The following is a 23,930-nucleotide window of genomic DNA, read 5'->3' as shown; positions in this document are numbered from 1 at the left end:
ACAAAATCAACGGCGCGATCTCACCACCTGATACCGACGGGTAAAATACTCAAACGGCGCGCTCCACACGTGTACCAGACGGGTGAACGGGAAGATGAGGAAGATCGTCATCCCCAGCACCAGATGCACGCGGAAGATCGGCGCGACGCCGCTCAACATCTCCGACGAGCCCCCCTTAAACGTTACGATCCCCTGCGCCCAGCCGACCAGTTTCATCATCTCGCTTCCGTCAGGATATTGCGCGGAGAAAGGAATGGTCGACAGCCCGAGGATGCACTGAAGCAGCAGGATACTCATGATGATAATATCCGGCGTGGTGGACGTGGCGCGTACCCGCTGGTTGAAGAGGCGGCGGATCAGCAGCATTGACCCACCAATCAGCGTCAGTACGCCGCAAATGCCTCCCGCAATCATGGCCAGCTGCTGTTTAACCGCGACGGGTAAAAACCAGGCGTACATCCAGTGCGGGGTTAACATGCCGAACAGGTGCCCGAAGAAGATCCCCAGAATCCCGATATGAAACAGGTTAGAGGCCCAGTTCATCCCGCGCTTGCTGAGCATCTGGCTCGATGAGGCCCGCCAGGTGTATTGCCCGTAGTCGTAGCGCAGCCAGCTGCCGAGGAAAAAGACGGTGGCGCAGATGTAGGGATAAATGTCATAGAAAAACACGTTCAGGTAATGCGTCATTTTGGGCCTCCGGCGCTGACGCCCACGTACTGCGGCGCGACGTCCTGGCTAAAGCGTCGTTGATATTGCTGCATCGGCGAACTGTCGCACGATGTGGCGTTGTCTTCGATAAACTTCACCTGTTCCTCTTCCCACACGGCGTCCAGTGCCTGACGGGTATCATCCCGTTTTTCACCGGACACCTGCTTCGCCACGCTGTCGCTGGAAAGCCGTGTACCGGCCATCGTCAGCAGGGCGTCAAACAGCTGGTAATGCGCGACGCCGCGCTGCTTGAGGCGACCACCAATCAGCGCCAGGATCGGCGCGACATTTTGCAATCCTTCACGCGCCTCGTCGTCGGTGACGAGGCTGAGGTATTCCAGGTAGAGCGGCAGATAGTCGGGCAGCTCGCGGCAGTCCAGCTGCAGCCCGGCTTTCTCATACTGGCTCATCAGATCGACCATCGCCTGACCACGATCGCGGGACTCGGCGTGAACGTGCTCGAACAGCAGCAGCGACGTCGCGCGACCACGCTCAAACACCTCGCACCATTCGGCCTGCTTATCCAGCAGCGGGGCGCTCAGGTGCTGCTGCGCAAACGGCAGCAGCATGGGCGCGTCCTGCTCAACCAGGGAAAGCGCCTCATCGCGATTTTCCCACAGCAGCTCATCGGGATATTCAATCAGCAGCGCGATGATTTTAAGGATCTGCATTATTCTCCCTCCCCGTGTTCGCGCACCTCGGTGATGTTAATCGCGTCGATGCGGCTGCTGTTGAAGAGGTTGAATTTGGTGTCGGAGCCGTGGCAGCCGTCGCCAAAGGTGAAGCCGCAGCCGTTTTTCTCCGGGAAGGCGTCGCGCGCCATTTCGCGATGGCTGGTCGGGATCACGAAGCGGTCTTCGTAGTTAGCGATGGCGAGATAGCGGTACATCTCCTCAACCTGCGCTTCGGTCAGGCCCACTTCCTCAATGGCGCGGGTATCGGTCACGCCTTCCACGGTCTGGGAGCGTTTATAGTGACGCATCGCCATCATGCGCTTCAGGGCGCGCAGCACCGGGCCGGTATCGCCCGCGCTGAGCATGTTTGCCAGGTACTGCACTGGAATGCGCAGGCTTTCCACGGCAGGCAGGACGCCGTCACTCTGCGGCAGGCCGCCCGCATCCGCGTAGGACTGAATCGGCGACAGCGGCGGCACGTACCAGACCATCGGCAGGGTGCGGTATTCCGGATGCAGCGGCAGGGCCAGCTTCCAGTCCATCGCCATCTTGTAGACCGGCGAACGCTGGGCGGCATCAATCACGTTCTGTGGAATGCCCTGTTTCAGCGCTTCCTCAATCACCGCCGGATCGTTCGGGTTGAGGAACACGTCGCACTGGCGCTCGTACAGATCGGTTTCATGCTCGGTGCTGGCGGCCTCTTCAATACGGTCCGCGTCGTACAGCAGCACGCCGAGATAACGGATGCGTCCGACGCAGGTTTCCGAGCAGACAGTCGGCTGGCCGGACTCAATGCGCGGGTAGCAGAAGATGCATTTTTCTGACTTGCCGCTTTTCCAGTTGAAGTAAATTTTCTTGTACGGGCAGCCGCTGATGCACAGACGCCAGCCGCGACATTTATCCTGGTCGATTAGCACAATGCCGTCCTCTTCGCGCTTGTAGATCGCGCCGCTCGGGCAGGTGGCCACGCAGCTCGGGTTGAGGCAGTGCTCGCACAGGCGCGGCAGATACATCATGAAGGTGTTTTCAAACTGGCCGTACATCTCCTTCTGGATCTTCTGGAAGTTGCGGTCGCGGGCGCGCTTTTCGAACTCGCCGCCCAGCAGTTCCTCCCAGTTTGGCCCCCAGACGATTTTGTCCATCCGCTTACCGTCGATCAGCGAGCGGGGGCGGGCGGTAGGGAGGTGATCCCCCTCCGGCGCGCGGTGCAGATCCTGATAGTCAAAGGTGAAGGGTTCGTAATAATCGTCAATCTGTGGCAGGACGGGGTTGGCGAAAATCTTCGACAGCACGCCCATTTTGCCGCCGAGGCGCGGCGTCAGCTTGCCATGTATGCCGCGGATCCAGCCGCCTTGCCACTCCTCCTGATCTTCCCAGTTTTTCGGGTAGCCAATCCCCGGTTTGGTCTCCACGTTGTTAAACCACGCATACTCCATCCCTTCGCGCCCGGTCCAGACGTTCTTGCAGGTGACCGAGCAGGTGTGGCAGCCGATGCATTTATCGAGATTCAGAACCATGCCAACCTGTGAGCGTATTTTCATTTTTTCGCCTCCTGTACCTGATCCCGACCTTCGCCATCCAGCCAGTTAATGTTTTTCATTTTGCGGATCATGATGAACTCGTCGCGGTTCGAGCCGACCGTGCCGTAATAGTTGAAGCTGTACGCCAGCTGGGCATAGCCGCCGATCATGTGCGTCGGTTTTGGGCAGACGCGGGTGACCGAGTTGTGGATCCCGCCGCGCCGTCCGGTCACTTCTGACCCCGGAATGTTCAGGATGCGCTCCTGGGCGTGGTACATCATGGTCATGCCCGGCGGCACGCGCTGGCTGACCACCGCGCGGGCGGTGAGGGCGCCGTTGGCGTTGAAGGCTTCGATCCAGTCGTTGTCCTCTATGCCCAGCTCGCGGGCGTCGGTTTCGCTGATCCAGACGATGGGCCCCCCGCGCGACAGGGTCTGCATCAGCAGGTTTTCGCTGTAGGTGGAGTGGATGCCCCATTTCTGGTGCGGCGTCAGGAAGTTCAGCGCTTTTTCCGGGAAGCCGTTCGGCGGGATCTCGCGCATGTGGGTCACGCTGCGGGTATCAATCGGTGGGCGATAGGCCACCAGGCTCTCCCCGAAGGCGCGCATCCACGGATGATCCTGATACAGCTGCTGGCGGCCCGAAAGGGTGCGCCACGGGATCAGCTCGTGGACGTTGGTATAGCCCGCGTTATAGGAGACGTGCTCGCTCTCAAGGCCGGACCACGTCGGGCTGGAGATGATTTTGCGCGGCTGCGCCTGAATGTCGCGGAAGCGGATTTTCTCGTCTTCCTTGTTCAGCGCCAGATGGGTGTGGTCGCGCCCGGTCAGTTCCCCGAGCGCTTCCCAGGCCTTCACCGCCACCTGTCCGTTAGTTTCCGGGGCGAGGGCGAGGATCACCTCCGAGGCGTCAATGGCGGTTTCAATGCGCGGGCGGCCTTTCGCCGGGCCGTCGAGCTTGACGTAGTTCAGCTTGCCGAGGAAATCGACCTCGTTCTGCGTGTTCCACGAAATGCCTTTCCCGCCGTTGCCGAGCTTGTCCATCAGCGGGCCGAGGGCGGTGAAGCGTTCGTAAGTTTCCGGGTAGTTACGCTCGACCACGGCAATGTTCGGCGCCGTTTTGCCGGGGATCAGGTCACATTCCCCTTTGCGCCAGTCCTGAATATCAAACGGCTGCGACAGCTCCGCCGGGGAGTCATGCTGCAGCGGCTGGAGCACCACGTCGGTTTCTGTGCCCAGATGGCCAACGCACACCTCGGAGAAGACTTTGGCGATGCCTTTGTAGATCTCCCAGTCGCTGCGCGATTCCCACGCCGGGTCAACGGCGGCGGAAAGCGGATGAATAAACGGGTGCATGTCCGAGGTATTCATGTCGTCCTTTTCATACCAGGTGGCGGTCGGCAGGACGATATCGGAGAAGAGGCAGGTGCTGGACATGCGGAAATCGAGCGTCACCAGCAGGTCGAGTTTGCCCTCGATGGCGGCGGTTTGCCACTCCACCTCTTCAGGCTTCACGTCGTCCGTTGAGCCTAAATCTTCACCCTGAATGCCGCTCTCGGTGCCGAGCAGGTATTTCAGCATGTACTCGTGGCCTTTCCCGGACGAGCCGAGCAGGTTAGAGCGCCAGACGAACAGGTTGCGCGGGTGGTTCTTGCCGTTGTCCGGCTGTTCGCAGGCGAAGCGGATATCGCCCGATTTCAACGCCTGAACGGTGTACTCCTGCGGCGTCATGCCCGCCGCGTCCGCACGCGCCTTGACATGCAGCGGGTTGAGGTTGAGTTGCGGGGCCGACGGCAGCCAGCCCATGCGCTCGGCGCGAACGTTAAAGTCGATCAGATGTCCGGTGAACTTCGACGCGTCCGCCAGCGGGGAGAGCAGCTCCTGCGCGGTGAGCTTCTCGTAGCGCCACTGGCTGGCGTGGTTGTAGAAGAACGAGGTGCTGTTCATCTGGCGCGGCGGGCGGTTCCAGTCCAGTGCGAAGGCCAGCGGCAGCCAGCCGGTTTGCGGGCGCAGCTTCTCCTGGCCGACATAGTGGGACCAGCCGCCGCCGCTCTGCCCGACGCAGCCGCAGAAGACCAGCATATTGATCATCCCGCGGTAGTTCATGTCCATGTGGTACCAGTGGTTCACCCCGGCACCCAGAATGATCATCGAGCGACCGTGCGTTTTGTGCGCCGTGTCGGCGAACTCGCGGGCAATTTTTTCGATCAGGTATGCGGGCACGCCGGTGATCTGCTCGCCCCAGGCGGGCGTGTAGGCTTTGATCTGGTCATAGCTGTCTGCGGCGTTACTGTCTTCCAGGCCGCGATCGAGACCGTAGTTAGCCAGCACCAGATCGTAAACGCTGACCACTCGTTTCTGGCTGCCGTCGGCGAGCGTCAGGGTTTTGCTCGGCACGCGGCGCGTAAGCACCGGCTCCTGCTTCACGCTGCGAAAATGCGGGTTTTCGTTGCCGCCAAAGTAGGGGAACGCGACGTCCGCCACGCTGTCGTGGGTAATCAGCAGGGAGAGTGTGAGTTCTGTTTCATGGCCCGCAGCCTGAGGCTCCAGGTTCCATTTGCCTTTTTCCCCCCAGCGGAAGCCGATCGAGCCGTTTGGCACCACCAGGTTACCGGCGATATCGAAGGCGACGGTCTTCCACTCTGGGTTATTGGCTTCCCCCAGCCCGTCGACAAGGTCCGAGGCGCGCAGCATACGCCCAGGCACCACGCGACCGTCAGCCTGCTCGTCCAGCAGCACGAGCATCGGCATGTCGGTGTAGCGGCGGCAGTAGTTAAGGAAGTAATCGCTCGGGTTATCGAGGTGGAACTCTTTGAGGATGACGTGGCCCATCGCCATGGCGAGGGCGCTGTCGGTGCCCTGTTTGGGGGCCAGCCACTGGTCGCTGAGCTTGGCGACCTCCGAAAAGTCCGGCGTAATCGCAACGGTCTTGGTGCCTTTGTAGCGCACCTCGGTAAAGAAGTGGGCGTCCGGAGTACGCGTCTGCGGCACGTTCGAGCCCCAGGCAATGATATAGCTGGAGTTGTACCAGTCGGCGGACTCAGGCACGTCGGTCTGCTCGCCCCAGGTCATCGGCGACGCCGGCGGCAGGTCGCAGTACCAGTCGTAGAAGCTCAGGCAGGTGCCGCCCAGCAGGGAAAGATAGCGCGTTCCGGCGGCGTAGGAGACCATCGACATCGCCGGAATAGGCGAAAAACCGGCCACGCGGTCCGGGCCGTAGTTTTTGATGGTCCAGACGTTAGCGGCGGCGATCAGCTGGTTCAGCTCTTTCCAGTTTGAGCGGATAAACCCGCCTTTACCCCGCGCCTTCCTGTAGCTTTGCGCCTTTTGCGGATCGTTCTGGATGGCATCCCAGGCCAGCACCGGATCGGTATGCTGCGCCAGCGCCTCGCGCCAGAGCTCAATCAGCCTGCGGCGCACCAGCGGGTACTTAAGGCGGTTGGCGCTGTAGAGGTACCAGGAGTAGCTTGCGCCTCGCGGGCAGCCGCGCGGCTCGTGATTGGGCAGGTCAGGGCGGGTGCGGGGGTAGTCGGTCTGCTGGGTTTCCCAGGTCACCAGGCCGTTTTTGACATAAATCTTCCAGCTACAGGAGCCGGTACAGTTTACCCCGTGGGTGGATCGCACAATCTTGTCGAACTGCCAGCGCTGGCGGTAGCTGTCCTCCCAGTCGCGGTTGGTGTGATACACCTGCCCGTGCCCATCGGCGAAACTGTCGCCTTTTGTTTTGAAGTAACGGAAGCGGTCCAGCAGTTTGCTCATGACATTTCTCCTGCTTCGATAGCATGGCCGGAGTGCGATGCATCACGCTCCGGCGAAGATGTAGTTTTTATTTTTTTGAGGATTTACGGCCATACACCAGCCAGGTGACGAACACGCAGACGATGTAAAACACGAGGAAGACCTTCATGGCCCCAACCGGCGAACCGGTCATTGCCAGCGATGTGCCGAACGCCTTAGGGATAAAGAACCCGCCAACGGCACCGATGGCGGAGATAAAGCCCAGCGCGGCGGCGGTCTCCGTCACCGCTTCATGCTGCGCCTGCTCCTCCGTGCCGCCCTGCTTTTTGACGCGGTCGAGGGTGATTTGGCGAAAGATAATCGCGATCATCTGGAAGGTCGAACCGCTGCCCAGCCCGGCGGTGAGGAACAGGCCCATAAAGACCAGGTAGAAGGCGATAAAGCTGCCGGAGCCAGAGCCGGGGAGCGTCAGGAAGATCAGGGCGCTGAAGATAGCCATAAAGACGAAGTTAATCAGCGTGACGCGCACGCCGCCCAGCCTGTCAGAGACCATCCCGCCCGCCGAACGCGCCAGTGCGCCGATCAGGGGGCCAAAGAAAGCGAGGTGAAGGATGTTCACGTCCGGGAACTGGGTTTTCGACAGCATGGCAAAGCCCGCCGAGAAGCCGATAAACGAGCCGAAGGTAGCAAGATAAAGCAGGCTCAGCAGCCAGAGGTGAAAGCGCTTCAGTACCGGCAGCTGGCTGGCGATAGAGGCTTTAGAGCTGGCGATATCGTTCATGCCAAAAAACGCCGCAAGGGTTGCCAGCAGCAGCAGCGGCGCCCAGACCCAGGCCGCATTGGCCAGCCACATCGTTGAGCCGTCCTCCTGCGGTACGCCGTGCACGCCGAGGAAGGTAAACATTGGCAGGAAAATCACCAGCGGAGCAAACAGCTGCATCACGCTGACGCCAAGATTTCCCAACCCGCCGTTGATGCCCAGCGCGCTGCCCTGTCTGGCCTTCGGGAAGAAGAAGCTGATGTTACCCATGCTGGAGGCAAAGTTGGCCCCGGCAAAACCGCAGAGCAGGGCAATCACGATAAAGACCCAGTAAGGTGTCGCGGTGTCCTGAATGGCTATCCCCAGCCAGACGCAGGGGATAATCAGGATAACGGTGCTCAATACCGTCCAGTAGCGTCCGCCAAATATTGGCACCATAAACGAGTAGGGGACGCGCAATATCGCGCCAGAGAGTGAAGGTAATGCCGTTAGCATAAAAAGCTGATCGGTGGTGAAATTAAATCCGACTTTATTCAGATTGACCGCAACGGCGCTAAATAACATCCACACGCAAAACGCTAATAGCAGGCAAGCTACAGAAATCCATAGGTTTCTTCGTGCGATATGTTTTCCTTTATTCTCCCAAAATTGCGCGTTTTCAGGTTTCCAGTTACTCAACAGATGGGGATTACTTTTATCACTTTGTTGCGACATATCGCCCTCTTGCTTACCATGTTTGAGAGAAAAATGAAGTAAAAACAAAAAGATGATTAAAGAAGTGTAATTGGTTTTTTGGGATGCTTTGGGATACATCTGAAAGGATAGATAAAAAAGCGAACCCCCGAGATTAGAATGAAAATAAGGGCTCGCTTAATGTGTTACTAATTGTAACATTTTCCGTAATTTATACTCCGGAAGGAGTATTAAAACAATTCCAGCGTGATAAGTTTGTCGAGATGTTTATTAAATGCCGCATCGTCCATTTCAGGCATATTTAATACGGTGATCCCATCCAGGCCACAAACCAGCCCTATTAAACGCCAGGCGATATTTTCCGCCCGATCGGTAAGCGTGAACGCGTTGGCATCAGCCCCGGCGCGGATAATCGCCACGGTTTCCTGATGCCACATCTCCATGGTCAGGACATAAGCCGCTTTGATCTCGGGATCACGGCTGGCGAGAATTTGGGCTTCCCGCCAAAGGCGAATGTAAGGTTCAAGCCCACCGTCGTCACTGCCGAGCATGCTGTGCAACCGTTCCCGCCAGCCGGCGTTTTCACCCACCACGTCGGCATCCAGCAGCTCGCGGATCACGCGCACAAACGCCAGCGATTTTAACTCGCCGCCGGAGGCAAAGTGGTGGTGGACCTGCCCGGTCGCGACGCCCGCTTCTGCGGCAATGCGCCGTACCGTCATGGCTGCCAGCCCCTCGGCCAGCGCCACGCGCATCGCGGCCTGTAAGATCGCTTCCCGCCGCTCTTCCTTGCTCAAATAGCGCATTTTTTCTCTACTCTCAATAAGACCGAAACGAGTGTAACAAAAAGCTGGACAGTCGTTCAACTTTACGTAGGATCGGATTCTGGACATGTGTCCATGTTTAAAATGAAAAGGAAATTTATGTTTCGTCAGTGGTTAGCGTTAGTAATTATCGTGCTGGTGTACATCCCGGTGGCGATTGACGCGACGGTGCTGCACGTGGCGGCGCCGACATTGAGCATGACGCTGGGTGCCAGCGGAAACGAATTGTTGTGGATCATTGATATTTACTCGCTGGTGATGGCGGGGATGGTGCTGCCGATGGGTGCCCTGGGTGACCGCATTGGCTTTAAACGCTTGCTGATGATCGGCAGCACGCTGTTTGGCCTGTCGTCCCTGGCGGCCGCGTTTGCACCGTCGGCAGGGTGGCTGATAGCGGCGCGCGCCTCGCTGGCGATCGGTGCGGCAATGATCATTCCGGCTACGCTTGCGGGGATCCGCACGCTGTTTACCGACGCGAAAGATCGCAACATCGCGCTCGGCGTCTGGGCGGCAGTGGGTTCCGGCGGGGCGGCGTTTGGTCCGCTGATTGGCGGTATGTTGCTCGAGCATTTTTACTGGGGATCGGTGTTTTTAATCAACGTGCCGATTGTGCTGGTAGTGGTGTCGCTGGCCGCGCGTTTTGTGCCCCGTCAGCAGGGCCGACCGGAGCAGCCGCTGAATATCAGTCATGCCATCATGCTGATTGTGGCGATTTTGCTGCTGGTCTACAGCGCCAAAACCGCGCTAAAAGGCGTTATGTCGCCGTGGCTGGTGGCGTGTACCTTGCTCACGGGTGCCGTAATGCTGTTTATTTTTGTGCGCATCCAGCTGCGCGCCCGCGTGCCGATGATCGACATGCGCCTGTTCTGCCATCGCATCATTCTGAGCGGCGTGGTCATGGCGATGACGGCGATGATCGCCCTGGTGGGCTTTGAGCTGCTGATGGCGCAGGAGCTCCAGTTTGTCCACGGCTTTACGCCGTTCGAGGCGGGCATGTTTATGCTCCCGGTGATGGTGGCAAGCGGATTCAGCGGGCCGATTGCCGGTGTGCTGGTGGGCCGTCTGGGGCTGCGCATTGTCGCTGCCGGGGGGATGGGGCTCAGCGCGGTCAGCTTTATTGGCCTGTCGATGCTCGACTTCAGCACGCAGCAGTGGCAGGCGTGGGGGCTGATGGTGCTGCTCGGCTTCAGTGCCGCCAGCGCGCTGCTGGCCTCGACCTCCGCCATTATGGCTGCCGCGCCGAAGGAGAAAGCCGCTGCCGCAGGGGCGATTGAAACCATGTCCTATGAACTGGGCGCCGGGCTGGGGATCGCTATTTTTGGTCTGCTGTTGACCCGCAGCTTCTCGGCGTCCATTGACCTGCCGCAGGGGCTGAATGCCTCGCTCGTCGATAAAGCCTCGTCATCCATTGGTGAAGCGATGAAGGTGGCGCAGGAGCTGACGCCGTCCCTCGCGGAGCCAGTGATTGAGGCGGCGAAAAGTGCGTTTATTACCTCCCACAGCGTGGCGCTGGGGAGTGCGGGCGGAATGCTGCTGTTGCTGGCAGTGGGGATCTGGTTTAGCCTGGCGAAGGTGCCGAAGCCGTAAAACACGCCCGGTGGCGCTGCGCTTACCGGGCCTACGGGCGCGGTTGTCCGAGCCGCGCCACCCGGTTTATTTTTCCTGGGCCGCGGACAGGACGCTGTGCAACAGCACGTTCGCCCCTTTCTCCGACCACTCCGGCAGGATCCTTTCCGCTTCGTTATGGCTGATACCCTTCACGCAGGGGATAAAAATCATGCTGGCAGGGGCAATCTTGCTGACATAGCAGGCGTCATGTCCCGCCCCCGAGACCATCGGTTTCGCCGAGTAGCCCAGTTCCGCCACGGCCTTCTCCGTGCGGGCCAGACATTCGGCATCAAACGCGATGGGGGCGTAGTCAAAAATGCGCTCAACGACAGCCGCCACCCCGCGCAGGCTCAGGCTTTCAGCCACCTTATGCAGCGCCGCCTCCATGGCTTCCAGTGCCGTCAGTGCCGGATGGCGAAACTCCACGCTGCAGACCACCCGAGACGGCACGACGTTGCGCGAGTTTGGCGTAACCTGCGCCATACCGATGGTCGCACGTCCGTCCGGCGCGTGCCGATAACCAATCTCCTCCACCTTCAGCGCCAGCTCCGAGAATGCGGTCAGCGCGTCTCGGCGGCTGTGCATTGGCGTGGTGCCCGCGTGGGCGGCAAACCCGTCCAGCGTCAGGGTAAACCAGCGCTGGCCCATTGCCGCGCGGACTAACCCGATATCCAGGGCTTCATCTTCCAGAATCGGGCCCTGTTCGATGTGCAGCTCGTAGCAGGCGTGAACCGGAAACGCGCGGGCAGGGGCTTCACCCCGGTAGCCGATGCTTTCCAGCGCTTCACCCACGCTGATACCGTCGCTATCCGCGAGGGCATGGGCGTACGCTTCGCTAAATTGCCCCGTCCAGACCCCTGAAGCGAGCATGGCTGGCGCAAAGCGCGCGCCTTCTTCGTTGGTCCAGTTGACCAGCACGATGTCACGCTCCGTCTCAAGGTGATGGTCATTGAGGGTGCGCAGCAGCTCCAGCCCGGCCAGCACGCCGTAAACGCCGTCGTAGTTCCCTCCCAGCGGCTGGGTATCCACGTGCGAACCGGTCATGACCGGCGCGAGTTGCGGGTTTTTCCCCGCGCGGCGGATAAACATATTGCCCATGCTGTCGACGTCACAGGTAAAACCGGCGTCCAGCGCCCAGTCGCGCAGCAGGTTACGCGCAATACGATCTTCCTCGCTCAGTGCCAGACGGGTGACGCCACCGGCGGGCGTGCCGCCGATCTGCGCCATCATCTCAAGCGTTGACCACAGCCGTTCGGCATTGACGCGGATCATGGCTTGTCCTTACCGCTGCGGTAGCGGAAATCACAGCACGCACCGCCCTGCATAATGGTCGTGGTGCGGGTTAGCTCTACGTCCGGCGCATAGCCAACGATGAATTTTTCATCGCGCGCGCAGGAGAGCAGATGACCAATCTCGCCCAGCCCCATCTCGTGGTACATCTCCGCGTAGCGACAGCGGGTCACGTTGTAGTTGTACTGCTGGTCGTCAGCGTCGATCACCTTCACGTCTAGGGCGTTATCTTTCTCCCACAGATACTGCAGGGCGATAAAGCTCTTGATGTTCGCGCCGTTGGGTTCTTTGCTGGCAAACCCTTTACCAGCGTCAATCGCGGCCTGTTCAATGGCCTCGCCAATCACCGCCTGGGCGCGGGCTTTCCCTATCTCGCGCACCAGGATTTCATAAATTGGCTTAATAATTTCAGCTTCAATTTTGCGGCGGGCGAGAATGCCCAGCTCATTATTATCACTCATCACATTGCCTCGCTGCGTTACTTCGCTTTTGCGCCGCCCAGCACGGTCTGCGGCTGCCATTTGCCGTCGACAACCTTATAGACCGTGAACGACGGCGATTTCAGGTTGCCCTCTTTATCAAACGCGATCTGTCCGGTAACGCCGGAATAGCTGATGGCGCGCAGGGCGGGCAGATAGTCTGATGGCTCAACGGAGTCTGCTTTTTCCATCGCCGCAACCAGCACGCGGGTGGCGTCATAGGCGAACGGGGCGTGCAGTTCGATATGGGTGTGGTAGCGGGCCTGGTAGGCCTGTTCGAATGCCTTTCCACCCGGCATCTGGTCAACGGGCAGGCCCGGCTCCAGCGCCACAACGCCTTCGCCTTCTTTCTGCGCCAGCTTCAGGAACGTCTGGCTGACGAATCCGCCTGCGCCCATCAGCGTCGCATTCATGCCCAGCTGTTTGATGCGGCGAGCCAGCGGGGCGGCATGGCTGTCGACGCCGCCGAAGAAGATCAGATCGGCGTTTTTACTGCGGATGGCGGTCAGTACGGCGCTGAAATCGACCGTTTTGTCATCCACGTACTGACGGTCGACAATTTTCACGCCCTGGGCTTCCAGCGATTTAATAAACTGGTCTGCAAGCCCCTGACCGAAGGCGGTACGGTCGTCGATTACCGCAATGCGTTTGGCTTTGAGGGTGTTAACCGCGTACTGACCGGCGAGCTGGCCGCCGTCATCGTCGTGTCCCATCACGCGGAAGCTGGTATCAAAACCTTGTTGCGTATAGGCGTGACCGGTCGCGACCGGTGCCACCTGGGCGATGCCCGCATCGTGATAAACGCGGGCCGCTGGAATGCTGGTGCCGGTGTTCCAGTGGCCGACCACGCCCGCCACATCGCTGTCCACCAGACGCTGCGCGACGGCTACGGCAGTGCGCGGGTCAGACTGATCGTCTTCGGACTGCAGTTTGAAGGTGACCGCTTTGCCGCCGATGGTCGGATGCTGCTTGTTAACGTCGTCAATGGCCAGCTGCGCGCCGTTCTCCAGATCTTTCCCGATACGGGCGGACGGGCCGGTGAGCGGGCCTGCCAGACCGATAACCACGGTTTCACCGTCGGCGGCCCACGAGGACGTTGAGGCAAAACCGCCGAGCAGAATAGCGGCGCTGAGCGCGCTGATTTTTACTGTTTTCATTGTATTTCCCTGATGTTGGCTGATGTGGTTAAACGGGCATTTCGCCCAAATAAATGTGTGCAATCTGGTCGTCGTGAAGCAGTGCTGTCGATTCGCCATGATGAACAATGCTGCCGCTGTCCATCACCCATGCGCTGTCGGTCACTTCCAGCGCGAGCCGGGCGTTTTGTTCGATCAGCAGCAGGGCGACACCGCGCTCGCGCAGCCCGGCAATAACGGCAAATATGTTCTCGACCATCTTCGGGGCAAGGCCCATCGACGGCTCGTCGAGGATCAGCAGGCGCGGGCGGCTGAGGAGGGCGCGGTTAAGGGCCAGCAGCTGTTGCTCGCCGCCGGACAGCAGCCCGGCAAGCTGATGCTGGCGCTCGCCCAGACGCGGGAAGCGTTCGAAAATCTCGTTCATCTCGCGCTTAATGGTGACAGTGTCACGTCTTAGCCAGGCGCCCATCTGCAGGTTTTCCAGTACCGTCATGCGGGAGAAGATCCCGCGGCCCTCCGGGACCATCACCAGCCCGTCGCGAAGCAGGGTCTCCGGGCTCTGTTTGCGGACCGGCTTACCGTTGAATTCAATACTGCCGCTAAAGCTTTCCAGCCCGGTAATGGCGCGCACGGTGGAGCTTTTCCCCGCGCCGTTAGCGCCGATCAGCGTAGCCTGTTCGCCCTCGTGCAGGGTAAAGGAGACATCGCGTATGGCCTGAATCCCGCCGTAATGCACGTCCAGACGTTCTACCTTCAGTAATTCAGTCATGGGCGTTACCTCCAAGCCAGGCGGCGATCACTGCCGGATCGCGCCGCACGCTTTCCGGCGTACCGCTGGCGAGCGTTTTACCGTAATCAAGCACCGTCAGGCGATCGCAGATGCCCATCACCAGCTTGACGTCATGTTCAATCATCAGCAGGGTTTTGCCGTCATCGCGGATGCGGATGAGCAGCTCGCCGAGCGCCACTTTTTCCGCCGCGTTCATTCCGGCGGCGGGCTCGTCCAGCGCCAGCAGCAGCGGATCCGTCGCCAGCGCGCGGGCGATTTCAAGGCGACGCTGATGACCATAGGCCAGATCGCAGGCGCGATAGTGGGCGAACTGCGCAATGCAGGTATAGTCCAGCCAGTGCCAGGCCAGCTCGCGGGTCTGCTTCTCTTCGTCGCGGGCGCGTTTATGGCGGCTCAGCGCGGCCCACAGGCCGTTACGGGTGCGCACGTGTCGGCCCACCATCACGTTTTCCAGCACCGACATCTCGTTGAAGAGGCGCACGTTCTGGAAGGTGCGGGCAATCCCGGCGGCGGTGACTTTCTCTATGTGCTTTGGGAAGTAGGGCTTATCGGCAATCGAAAACTCACCGCTGTCCGCCGGATAAAGCCCGGTGATCAGGTTAAAGCAGGTGGTTTTTCCCGCGCCGTTGGGGCCAATCAGCCCGTAGATTTCCCCTCTGTTCACGGTAATCGAAACGTCATCTACGGCAGTCAGCCCGCCGAAGCGTTTTGACATGTTGCGTACGGTTAACAGGCTCATGCCTTCACCCCCTTGTGGCGTACCGGCCAGAGGCCTGACGGGCGCACCAGCATGACCAGCACCAGTGCCAGACCGTAAAACAGCTGGCGCAACACTTCCGGGTCAATCAGTACCGTACCGAACAGCGCCTGCTGAACCGGCGCTGCCTGGCTGCGCAGCAGTTCCGGCAGGGCGGTAAGCAGTACCGCGCCCAGGATCACGCCCGGTATGTGCCCCATACCACCCAGCACCACCATCGCCAGTACGGCAATCGATTCCTGTAAGGTGAAGGATTCCGGGGAGACAAAGCCCTGAAACGCGCCGAAAAGCGCACCTGCTATGCCGCCAAAGGAGGCGCCCATCGCAAAGGCGAGCAGCTTATAGTTACGCACGTTGATGCCCATCGCGCGGGCCACGTCTTCATCCTCGCGGATGGCGTGCCAGGCGCGGCCAATACGGGAATGCTGCAGGCGCAGGCAGACAAAAATAATCGCTACAATCACCAGCATCAGCAGGTAGTACCACAGCCACAGGGCGGGCACTTTGAAACCAAACCAGTGGTAGACGCCGCTAAACTTCAGGCCGAACAGGTTCAGCGTATCCACCCCGGTAATGCCCTTTGCGCCGTTGGTGATGTTTACCGGACGGTCGAGGTTGCGCATCAGGATGCGGATAATTTCGCCAAAGCCGAGGGTCACTATCGCCAGGTAGTCCCCGCGCAGCTTCAGCGTGGGCGCACCGAGTAAAATCCCGCACACTGCCGCCACGAGGGCCGCCAACGGAATAACGAGCAGATACGAGGTGTGCAGCCCGTCCGGGAACCAGACGCCGAGGATCGGAAACACCTCCAGCAGGTGTGGAGAAGCCATCAGTGCCGCGAGGTAGGCGCCGACGGCGTAAAAGGCGATAAAGCCCATGTCCAGCAGGCCGGTATAGCCGACCACAATGTTAAGCCCGAGCGCCAGCATGATGTAGAGCAGGGCGAAGTCGATAACGCGCACCCAGTAGTTGCCGCCGAGCTGCGTGGCCACCACGGGTGCAATCAGCAGCGCGAGGCAGAACAGGCTCATGCCTGACCAGAATTTGCGCGTCGTCGCCGGGGCCTGAATTTGAAGTGTTGTCATGGTATTCCTTACGCCCTGTGCGCCACGCGCTCGCCCAGCAGGCCAGCCGGACGGAAGACCAGCACCAGGATCAGCACCATAAAGGCAAAGACATCCTGATAGTTGCTGTCAAATACACCGTGGGTCAGTTCACCCAGGTAGCCTGCGCCCAGCGCTTCGATAATGCCGAGCAGGATGCCGCCAATCATGGCACCCCGAATGTTGCCAATGCCCCCCAGCACGGCGGCGGTAAAGGCCTTGATCCCGGGTAAAAAGCCCATCGAGAAGCTGGCGTTACCGTAGTTGCTGGCCATCATTACGCCTGCCAGCGCGGCAAACGCCCCGCCAATCGCAAACGTCAGGGTGATAATGGCGTTTGGGTTAACCCCCATCAGCGTGGCCACGCGCGGGTTTTCCGCCACGGCGCGCATGCCGCGCCCCAGGCGGGTGTATTCCACCAGCAGCCACAGCCCGGTCATCACCGTCAGCGCCAGCGCCACGGTGACAATACCGGTAACGGTCACGATGGCGGGCGGGTGCATTTCACTTCCTGACGTCACGGTAATCGGATCCATGGGCAGGATCTGCGGAAACATCAGCGGGTTGCGCGTCCAGATAATCATCGCCACGGTTTGCAGCAGGACGGAGACGCCGATACCCGAGATCAGCGGCGCCAGGCGCGGAGCGTTGCGCAGTCGACGGTAGGCAAAGCGCTCCACGGCCATGGCCAGCAGGGCGCACACGGCCATGGCAATCATCAGGGCAACGCCGAGCTGCAAGAGCAGCGGCATATGCGGGAAGGTGCTATTCAGGGCGTTAATGGCGGAGAGCGTGGTGAGCGCGCCGACCATCAGAATATCGCCGTGGGCAAAGTTAATAATGCGCAAAATGCCATACACCATGGTATAGCCCAGCGCGATCAGCGCGTAGATGCTTCCCAGCATCACACCGTTGATCAGTTGTTGTATGAGTGTATCCAACGTCTGTTCCCGCAAAGTGCTCGTTCTGCGGCTACCATCCAATAAATGAATTAAATTGTAAAATACGCATCTATTATTTCTTATGATAAATAAATATTGTTTTATGTTTATGATTTAAATGAAAATAGTTAATGCCTGCTTTTGGGGGGAAAGCCTAAAGAAATCAACATATGAATAAAACAGAACAATTGGCGAGCCTGACGGCGTTTGCAGAGAGCCGCCTGGCAAACGATCCGCCGCTTCGGGCCGTACGTGCATTCGAGGCCATCGCCAGGCTGGGGAGCGTCACGCTGGCCGCTCAGGAGCTGGATATCTCTCCGTCGGCCGTCAGCCATCAGCTCAAGGTGCTCGAAGGATACCTGCAAATGCCGCTCACGGAACGTCAGGGACGAAGGCTGGTGCTGAGCCAGCACGGGCGGGAATATTACCGCTCGATCCGTGCGGCCTTTAACGTGTTGCGCCAGGCGACGGAGCACCTGGCGGAGCAGGCGCAAACGCGTCAGGTCACCATCAGCCTGATTCCGCTTTTTGGTATGGGGTGGTTTATCCCGCGCTTGCCTGCGTTCATGCGCGCCAATCCGCAAACCGAGATCAACGTGGTGTATGCCAATCACCGTAACTATCTGAGCGACGCGTCGGATATGTCGATTCGTTTTGGTAACGGGCAGTGGGCGGGGTATCAGAGTGAAAAGCTGATTTCCGGCCAGATGGTGCCGGTGTGCAGCCGCGCGTTTTTGCGCGTACATGGCCATATCGACACGCCTGAACAGCTGCTGCAAATGCCGCTGCTGCACGATGAAGAGCGTACGAGCTGGACGCAGTGGTTTTTGTTGCAGGGGGTAAAACGTCCACTCCGGCGCAGCGGCCCGCTGTTTGAAGACGGGCTGTTGACGCTGGCGGGCGTTCAGGCCGGGCTGGGATGTGCGCTCATGCGTGAGCCGCTGATTGCGCCATATCTGGAGAGCGGCGAGCTGGTCAAGATATTTGACTTACCGATTGATGACGGGCGCGATTATTACCTCTGCGTGCGCTCAGATTCAGAGATGACCGAAGACGGCAAGCTGCTGCAAACCTGGCTGCGTCGGGCGGCAGGCGGGGAGTTGTCTGTCGGGTAAAAGCGGAAGATAAAAAAAGCCAGCGTGTTACGCTGACTTTTGTACTGACAAATCTTAGAACTGGTAGGTCAGACCCAGCGCAACGATGTTGTCGGTACCGATGCCTGCCTGGCGAGTAAACTGGTTGTCGTCGAGCAGGTTGATTTTGTAATCCACGTAGGTGGACATGTTTTTGTTAAAATAGTAGGTGGTGCCGACATCAATGTATTTAACCAGATCCTGGTCGCCGAAGTTCTCGATGTCTTTGCCTTTAGACTGCAGGTAAGCGATGGATGGACGCAGGCCAAAGTCGAACTGATACTGAGCCACAACTTCGAAGTTTTGCGCTTTGTTTGCAAAGCCGTAGATGTCGCTGCGGTTACCGTTAGATGTGCCGAAACGGGTTGCGTTATAGGTCTGAGAGTACTGCGCGGCAAGGTAAACGTTGTTCGCGTCGTACTTCACGCCGCCGCTGTACACTTCAGCGCGGTCGCCTTCACCGTATACGCCAGCCGCATTCTGGTCAGCGGTACGGCGAGAAGAAGACATTGCACCACCGACGCTGAAGCCTTCACCCAGATCGTAAGTCAGAGACGCACCGTAGCCGTCGCCGTTCTGGTTCAGCAGGCTGCGGCCGTTGGTGTTTTCACCGCTTACGCTGCCGTTTTTACCCTGGTACTGCAGGGCAAAGTTCAGGCCGTCAACCAGACCGAAGAAGTCCTGGTTACGGTAAGTTGCCACGCCGTTTGCACGAGACTGCAGGAAGTTGTCGGCACCGTAGGTGTCACCGCCGAATTCTGGCAGAACGTCGGTCCAGGAGGTCACGTCGTAAATCACGCCGTAGTTACGACCGTAATCGAATGAACCGGCTTCAGCGAACTTCAGACCTGCGAAGGCCACACGGGTCCAGGACTGGTTGTCGCCTTCGTCCTTGTTACCCTGAATCTGGTATTCCCATTGGCCGTAACCGGACAGCTGGTCGTTAACCTGGGTTTCACCCTTGAAGCCGATACGCATGTAGGTTTTATCACCGTCTGCGCCTGCGTCATCAGAGAAATAGTGCAGACCTGTCACTTTACCGTACAGATCCAGCTTGTTACCGTCTTTGTTATAAATCTCAGCTGCGTTTACAACGCCTGCTGCCAACATGGAAGTGACTGCCACTGCAACTAATTTAAGTTTCATCTTAAATATTCCTTATAATTTTTTTCAGTATTTCCTGAACCATCGCGAACGATTTCTAAACGAGGCTGTTCGTCAACGGCGTGCTATTTTTAAAAATCTTGTAGTTGTCTTTCAATAATAAGTTTCAAAATATGAGTAATAATTTCATTTAGTGTGATCGAGATCGGGTTAATGACGGCTGAATAAAATGTTGTGGCGATTATTTAATCAGGGTGAGTTTATTTTTTTGGCAACCATGATGGCGAATATTATTGCATTTCGTGTTATTAACAGCGGTAATATTCGCAGGGAAGTAGTTACGCAGCGGTGTCAGGTTATGTCAATTTGATGTCGGGGGAATTGACGAAGGAAGCTAATATAAACAGAACATCAACAAATGCACTAATGTTCTGATTAATATATTACGATGTGATCACATATTAAATTTATGTTAATTTTTCTGCCGGATTTAATCGAACCCGGCATAAATCTGAACCCTATTTTCGTGTAGCGTACCAGCAGAGCAATGACCCGGCGCAGACCATCAGCGCGCCCTGCCAGAACGAAAAAGAGAGGGGCGAGCTTAGCAGCACGGCTGCAAGCGCGGCGGAGAGCACGGGAGTAAAATAGGATACGGCAGCCAGCACCGTGACGTTACCGTGCAGAATGCCAATATTCCATGCCGCATAGCCAAACCCAAGCGCAATGCCGCACATAACGAGCTTCACGATAACCGGAAAGCTGAACACCATTTCTGGCTGATCGCTAATAGTATATTTCACCCACAGGCTCAGCGCAGTGAGCAAAACAAAGAGGGTAATACCGTTTTGCCCTTTGGCAAATTTGGCGGTTACGGTGCAGTAGGCGGCCCAGATAAATGCTCCGGCAAAAGCAAGCGTATAGCTAAGGGGATTAGAGACGACATTGCGGATTATTTCATCAATGTGTAATCCTTGCTCACCTCCTAATACCCAACACACGCCGAGCAGAGCGATAGCTAAACCGGGGACGACCCACAGCGTTGATTTCTGTCCGTTGAATAAAATAGCAAAGACGATCGTCAGGCTCGGCCAGAGATAATTAACCATACCGACTTCTATGGCCTGCGCTCGCGTGGCGGCATAGCCTAACGACAGCGCCAGACAAATTTCGTAACTGACAAACAGTACGCTGCCTGCAATAAGATACCCGGGTGAAAAACGTTTAATATCAGGAAATCCTACCGTTACCAGGCACAATAACCCACTGAGGGTGTAAATCATCGCCGCGCCGCCGACGGGCCCCAGCCCCTCGCTTACGCTGCGAATCAGGCCCACCATTGTGCTCCATAGCAGTATCGCCGCCAGCCCCGTGAGCGTTGCTCTCTTTCTGTCCATTACGTTTTCATCGCTAATAAAATCAAAGGGAAAATGTATAGCATTAATTCTGACCCTGTCGCGAATTATTCTCTTACGTGTTTAACCCTTAAGGGGTATTCAAACGCGGCAGCGGTGACTATTAAGGGGGCGACGTCAGGCGACCTTGATTTGACGCAAAAAAAACAGGGGCTTTAATGCTAGTTTGCGGCGCGAAGTCTTATCAGATAACGAGGACAACAATGGACGTCAGCCGCAGACAATTTTTCAAAATCTGCGCGGGCGGTATGGCCGGAACCACAGCCGCAATGCTGGGATTTGCTCCCAAAATGGCGCTGGCTCAGGCACGCAACTATAAGCTGCTGCGTGCGAAAGAGATCCGTAACACCTGCACATACTGCTCCGTGGGTTGTGGGCTATTGATGTATAGCCTGGGTGATGGCGCGAAGAACGCCAGAGAAGCGATTTACCATATTGAAGGGGATCCGGATCATCCGGTGAGCCGTGGGGCGCTGTGCCCGAAAGGGGCGGGACTGCTGGACTATGTCCACAGCGAAAACCGCCTCCGCTACCCGGAATACCGCGCGCCGGGCTCCGACAAATGGCAGCGCATCTCCTGGGATGAGGCGTTCTCCCGTATTGCAAAACTGATGAAAGCTGACCGTGACGCCAACTTTATTGAAAAGAACGAGCAGGGCGTGACGGTCAACCGCTGGCTCTCTACCGGGATGCTGTGCGCATCTGCGGCAAGCAATGAAACCGGCATGCTGACGCAAAAATTTGTGCGCTCTCTCGGCATGCTGGCGGTAGACAACCAGGCGCGCGTCTGACACGGACCAACGGTAGCAAGTCTTGCTCCAACATTTGGTCGCGGTGCGATGACCAACCACTGGGTTGATATTAAAAACGCAAACGTCGTGGTGGTGATGGGCGGTAACGCCGCTGAAGCCCATCCGGTGGGATTCCGCTGGGCGATGGAAGCGAAAAACAACAACGATGCGACGCTTATCGTCGTCGATCCGCGCTTTACGCGTACGGCATCGGTGGCCGATATCTATGCGCCGATCCGCTCCGGTACGGACATTACGTTCCTCTCCGGGGTTCTGCTGTACCTGATCGAAAACAACAAAATTAACGCGGACTACGTTAAGCATTACACCAACGCGAACCTGCTGGTGCGGGATGATTTTGCCTTCGATGACGGGCTGTTCAGCGGCTATGACGCTGAAAAACGTCAGTACGACAAGACGTCCTGGAACTATCAGTTCGATGAAAACGGCTATGCGATGCGGGATGAAACGCTGACGCATCCGCGCTGCGTGTGGAACCTGCTGAAGCAGCACGTTTCCCGCTATACGCCGGACGTGGTGGAGAACATCTGCGGCACGCCGAAAGCGGACTTCCTGAAGGTGTGCGAGGTGCTGGCGTCCACCAGCGCCGCTGACAGAACCACCACGTTCCTGTATGCGCTGGGCTGGACGCAGCACACCGTGGGCGCGCAGAACATCCGTACCATGGCGATGATCCAGCTGCTGCTCGGCAACATGGGGATGGCCGGTGGCGGCGTGAACGCCCTTCGCGGCCACTCTAACATTCAGGGCTTAACCGATCTCGGTCTGCTCTCCACCAGCCTGCCGGGCTACCTGACGCTGCCGTCGGAAAAGCAGGCCAGTCTGCAAGCGTATCTTGAAGCTAATACGCCAAAAGCAACGCTGCCGGACCAGGTGAACTACTGGAGCAACTATCCGAAGTTCTACGTCAGCCTGATGAAATCCTTCTACGGCGACGCGGCGCAGAAGGAGAATGACTGGGGCTTTGAGTGGCTGCCGAAGTGGGATCAGGCTTATGACGTCATTAAGTATTTCAACATGATGGATAAGGGCGACGTCACCGGTTATATCTGCCAGGGCTTTAACCCGGTGGCGTCATTCCCGGATAAAAACAAAGTCGTGCGCAGCCTGAGCAAGCTGAAGTACATGGTGGTTATCGATCCGCTGGTGACCGAGACCTCCACCTTCTGGCAGAACCACGGGGAATCTAACGATGTCGATCCGGCGTCGATTCAGACCGAAGTGTTCCGCCTGCCATCCACCTGCTTTGCGGAAGAGGACGGCTCTATTGCCAACTCCGGCCGCTGGCTGCAATGGCACTGGAAAGGGCAGGACGCACCGGGCGAAGCGCGTAACGACGGCGAAATCCTGGCCGGCATTTATCATCGGCTGCGCGAAATGTACCGCACCGAAGGCGGCAAAGGCGCTGAGCCGCTGCTGAAGATGAGCTGGCACTACAAGCAGCCGGATCGTCCTGAGTCTGAGGAAGTCGCGAAAGAGAACAACGGCGTGGCGCTGGCGGATCTCTACGACGCCAACGGTAGCCTGGTGGCGAAGAAAGGCCAGCTGCTGAACAGCTTTGCGCTGCTGCGTGACGACGGTACCACGGCATCGTCCTGCTGGATCTACACCGGCAGCTGGACGGAGCAGGGTAACCAGATGGCCAACCGCGATAACGCTGACCCGTCAGGCCTGGGCAACACGCTGGGCTGGGCATGGGCGTGGCCGCTGAACCGTCGCGTGCTGTACAACCGCGCGTCCGCCGACGTGAACGGCAAGCCGTGGGATCCGAAACGGATGCTGATCCAGTGGAACGGGGCGAAGTGGACGGGGAACGACATTCCGGATTACAACACCGCCGCGCCGGGCAGCAACACCGGGCCATTCATCATGCAGCCGGAAGGGCTGGGGCGCCTGTTCGCCCTCAACAAGCTGGCAGAAGGGCCGTTCCCGGAACACTACGAGCCGATGGAAACGCCGCTGGGGACCAACCCGCTGCACCCGAACGTGGTCTCAAGCCCGGTGGTGCGCATCTACGAAGAGGACGTGCTGCGCTTAGGCAAAAAGGACAAATTCCCGTACGTGGGGACGACCTACCGCCTGACCGAGCATTTCCATACCTGGACCAAGCACGCGCGGCTTAATGCCATCGCGCAGCCGGAACAGTTTGTGGAGATAAGCGAAACGCTGGCGAAGGCGAAAGGCATTGCCAACGGCGATCGCGTGAAGGTAAGCAGCAAGCGCGGCTTTATTCGCGCCGTGGCGGTGGTGACCCGTCGTTTGCAAAGTCTGAACGTGCACGGCCAGCAGGTGGAAACCGTCGGTATTCCGCTGCACTGGGGCTTTGAAGGGGTGGCGCAGAAAGGCTATATCGCCAACACCCTGACGCCAAACGTCGGCGATTCCAACTCGCAAACGCCGGAGTACAAAGCGTTTCTGGTCAACATCGAGAAAGCGTAAGGAGCGA

General features: G+C 58.3%; 18 protein-coding genes. 3 read left to right on the top strand and 15 right to left on the bottom strand.

All coding sequences use genetic code 11. The features are described 5' to 3' along the window. Window positions 1–6: 6 nt before the first annotated feature. The 6 genes from narI to IM294_RS02730 form a co-directional block, all read right to left on the bottom strand. The gene (gene narI / locus IM294_RS02755; RefSeq protein ID WP_022648214.1) at window positions 7–687 is read right to left on the bottom strand and encodes a respiratory nitrate reductase subunit gamma; all 681 of its coding nucleotides are present in this window, start codon (window positions 685–687) and stop codon (window positions 7–9) included. Next, entirely contained in the window at window positions 684–1,379 is a 696-nt protein-coding gene (narW, locus tag IM294_RS02750) for a nitrate reductase molybdenum cofactor assembly chaperone (protein WP_126818122.1), read from the bottom strand. The genes narI and narW overlap by 4 nt, the downstream gene beginning before the upstream one ends. After that, the gene (gene narH, locus IM294_RS02745; protein WP_008501747.1) at window positions 1,379–2,923 is read right to left on the bottom strand and encodes a nitrate reductase subunit beta; all 1,545 of its coding nucleotides are present in this window, start codon (window positions 2,921–2,923) and stop codon (window positions 1,379–1,381) included. The genes narW and narH overlap by 1 nt, the downstream gene beginning before the upstream one ends. Then, on the bottom strand, window positions 2,920–6,660 hold the full coding sequence (locus tag IM294_RS02740; protein WP_041909819.1) for a nitrate reductase subunit alpha: 3,741 nt from the start codon (window positions 6,658–6,660) through the stop codon (window positions 2,920–2,922). The genes narH and IM294_RS02740 overlap by 4 nt, the downstream gene beginning before the upstream one ends. Before the next feature lie 67 nt (window positions 6,661–6,727). After that, window positions 6,728–8,113: a NarK family nitrate/nitrite MFS transporter gene (locus IM294_RS02735; protein WP_088205492.1), complete on the bottom strand. Its 1,386-nt coding sequence runs from the start codon at window positions 8,111–8,113 to the stop codon at window positions 6,728–6,730. Between the two features lie 209 nt (window positions 8,114–8,322). After that, window positions 8,323–8,898, bottom strand: coding sequence for a TetR family transcriptional regulator (locus IM294_RS02730; protein WP_028013266.1), 576 nt, complete (start codon window positions 8,896–8,898; stop codon window positions 8,323–8,325). Window positions 8,899–9,015: 117 nt separating this feature from the next. Between IM294_RS02730 and IM294_RS02725 the strand changes: the two genes are divergently transcribed. After that, complete coding sequence (locus tag IM294_RS02725) at window positions 9,016–10,503, top strand: MFS transporter (RefSeq protein WP_049136447.1); 1,488 nt, start codon at window positions 9,016–9,018, stop codon at window positions 10,501–10,503. Between the two features lie 66 nt (window positions 10,504–10,569). Here IM294_RS02725 and IM294_RS02720 read toward each other — a convergent pair whose 3' ends face one another. Genes IM294_RS02720 through IM294_RS02690 form a run of 7 tightly spaced genes read right to left on the bottom strand, consistent with a single transcriptional unit; the run spans window position 10,570 to window position 17,020 of the window. After that, entirely contained in the window at window positions 10,570–11,796 is a 1,227-nt protein-coding gene (locus IM294_RS02720) for a Zn-dependent hydrolase (protein ID WP_126818121.1), read from the bottom strand. Further along, window positions 11,793–12,275, bottom strand: a complete 483-nt coding sequence (locus IM294_RS02715) for an L-2-amino-thiazoline-4-carboxylic acid hydrolase (protein ID WP_028013263.1) — start codon at window positions 12,273–12,275, stop codon at window positions 11,793–11,795. Before IM294_RS02715 ends, IM294_RS02720 begins: the two co-directional genes overlap by 4 nt. A 17-nt stretch (window positions 12,276–12,292) precedes the next feature. After that, window positions 12,293–13,450, bottom strand: a complete 1,158-nt coding sequence (locus IM294_RS02710) for a branched-chain amino acid ABC transporter substrate-binding protein (protein ID WP_193360298.1) — start codon at window positions 13,448–13,450, stop codon at window positions 12,293–12,295. 28 nt (window positions 13,451–13,478) lie between these two features. After that, on the bottom strand, window positions 13,479–14,198 hold the full coding sequence (locus IM294_RS02705) for an ABC transporter ATP-binding protein (protein ID WP_126818120.1): 720 nt from the start codon (window positions 14,196–14,198) through the stop codon (window positions 13,479–13,481). Continuing rightward, window positions 14,191–14,958, bottom strand: coding sequence for an ABC transporter ATP-binding protein (locus tag IM294_RS02700; RefSeq protein ID WP_126818119.1), 768 nt, complete (start codon window positions 14,956–14,958; stop codon window positions 14,191–14,193). Before IM294_RS02700 ends, IM294_RS02705 begins: the two co-directional genes overlap by 8 nt. Further along, the gene (locus IM294_RS02695) at window positions 14,955–16,061 is read right to left on the bottom strand and encodes a branched-chain amino acid ABC transporter permease (protein ID WP_126818118.1); all 1,107 of its coding nucleotides are present in this window, start codon (window positions 16,059–16,061) and stop codon (window positions 14,955–14,957) included. The genes IM294_RS02700 and IM294_RS02695 overlap by 4 nt, the downstream gene beginning before the upstream one ends. 8 nt (window positions 16,062–16,069) lie before the next feature. Beyond that, window positions 16,070–17,020: a branched-chain amino acid ABC transporter permease gene (locus IM294_RS02690; RefSeq protein ID WP_126818117.1), complete on the bottom strand. Its 951-nt coding sequence runs from the start codon at window positions 17,018–17,020 to the stop codon at window positions 16,070–16,072. A 170-nt stretch (window positions 17,021–17,190) separates the two neighbouring features. Between IM294_RS02690 and IM294_RS02685 the strand changes: the two genes are divergently transcribed. Continuing rightward, a complete protein-coding gene (locus tag IM294_RS02685) occupies window positions 17,191–18,135 on the top strand; it encodes a LysR substrate-binding domain-containing protein (protein WP_028013257.1) in 945 nt (314 codons plus the stop codon). Between the two features lie 54 nt (window positions 18,136–18,189). Here the strand turns inward: IM294_RS02685 and IM294_RS02680 are convergent, their stop codons facing one another. After that, window positions 18,190–19,299, bottom strand: a complete 1,110-nt coding sequence (locus tag IM294_RS02680; RefSeq protein WP_028013256.1) for a porin OmpC — start codon at window positions 19,297–19,299, stop codon at window positions 18,190–18,192. Window positions 19,300–19,775: 476 nt separating this feature from the next. Further along, complete coding sequence (gene yddG / locus IM294_RS02675; RefSeq protein ID WP_028013255.1) at window positions 19,776–20,654, bottom strand: aromatic amino acid DMT transporter YddG; 879 nt, start codon at window positions 20,652–20,654, stop codon at window positions 19,776–19,778. 221 nt (window positions 20,655–20,875) lie between these two features. On the opposite strand from yddG, the gene fdnG reads away from it, so the two are divergent. Continuing rightward, window positions 20,876–23,923 (top strand): formate dehydrogenase-N subunit alpha, encoded by a 3,048-nt coding sequence (fdnG, locus tag IM294_RS02670; RefSeq protein ID WP_126818116.1) that lies wholly within the window; start codon window positions 20,876–20,878, stop codon window positions 23,921–23,923. Window positions 23,924–23,930: the final 7 nt, after the last annotated feature.

Origin of the sequence: Enterobacter cloacae complex sp. P43RS (genome assembly GCF_014930585.1) — a bacterium.
Lineage (GTDB): Bacteria > Pseudomonadota > Gammaproteobacteria > Enterobacterales > Enterobacteriaceae > Enterobacter > Enterobacter bugandensis.
This window is presented reverse-complemented; position numbering and strand designations above follow the sequence as displayed.

Bases quoted from the DNA above. Each gene is read 5' to 3' on its own strand.
- IM294_RS02700 (WP_126818119.1), bottom strand. From the start codon at position 14,958: ATGAGCCTGTTAACCGTACGCAACATGTCAAAACGCTTCGGCGGGCTG.
- IM294_RS02695 (WP_126818118.1), bottom strand. From the start codon at position 16,061: ATGACAACACTTCAAATTCAGGCCCCGGCGACGACGCGCAAATTCTGG.
- narH (WP_008501747.1), bottom strand. From the start codon at position 2,923: ATGAAAATACGCTCACAGGTTGGCATGGTTCTGAATCTCGATAAATGC.
- narI (WP_022648214.1), bottom strand. From the start codon at position 687: ATGACGCATTACCTGAACGTGTTTTTCTATGACATTTATCCCTACATC.
- narW (WP_126818122.1), bottom strand. From the start codon at position 1,379: ATGCAGATCCTTAAAATCATCGCGCTGCTGATTGAATATCCCGATGAG.
- IM294_RS02710 (WP_193360298.1), bottom strand. From the start codon at position 13,450: ATGAAAACAGTAAAAATCAGCGCGCTCAGCGCCGCTATTCTGCTCGGC.
- IM294_RS02680 (WP_028013256.1), bottom strand. From the start codon at position 19,299: ATGAAACTTAAATTAGTTGCAGTGGCAGTCACTTCCATGTTGGCAGCA.
- IM294_RS02725 (WP_049136447.1), top strand. From the start codon at position 9,016: ATGTTTCGTCAGTGGTTAGCGTTAGTAATTATCGTGCTGGTGTACATC.
- IM294_RS02740 (WP_041909819.1), bottom strand. From the start codon at position 6,660: ATGAGCAAACTGCTGGACCGCTTCCGTTACTTCAAAACAAAAGGCGAC.
- yddG (WP_028013255.1), bottom strand. From the start codon at position 20,654: ATGGACAGAAAGAGAGCAACGCTCACGGGGCTGGCGGCGATACTGCTA.
- IM294_RS02735 (WP_088205492.1), bottom strand. From the start codon at position 8,113: ATGTCGCAACAAAGTGATAAAAGTAATCCCCATCTGTTGAGTAACTGG.
- IM294_RS02705 (WP_126818120.1), bottom strand. From the start codon at position 14,198: ATGACTGAATTACTGAAGGTAGAACGTCTGGACGTGCATTACGGCGGG.
- IM294_RS02730 (WP_028013266.1), bottom strand. From the start codon at position 8,898: ATGCGCTATTTGAGCAAGGAAGAGCGGCGGGAAGCGATCTTACAGGCC.
- IM294_RS02720 (WP_126818121.1), bottom strand. From the start codon at position 11,796: ATGATCCGCGTCAATGCCGAACGGCTGTGGTCAACGCTTGAGATGATG.
- IM294_RS02685 (WP_028013257.1), top strand. From the start codon at position 17,191: ATGAATAAAACAGAACAATTGGCGAGCCTGACGGCGTTTGCAGAGAGC.
- IM294_RS02715 (WP_028013263.1), bottom strand. From the start codon at position 12,275: ATGAGTGATAATAATGAGCTGGGCATTCTCGCCCGCCGCAAAATTGAA.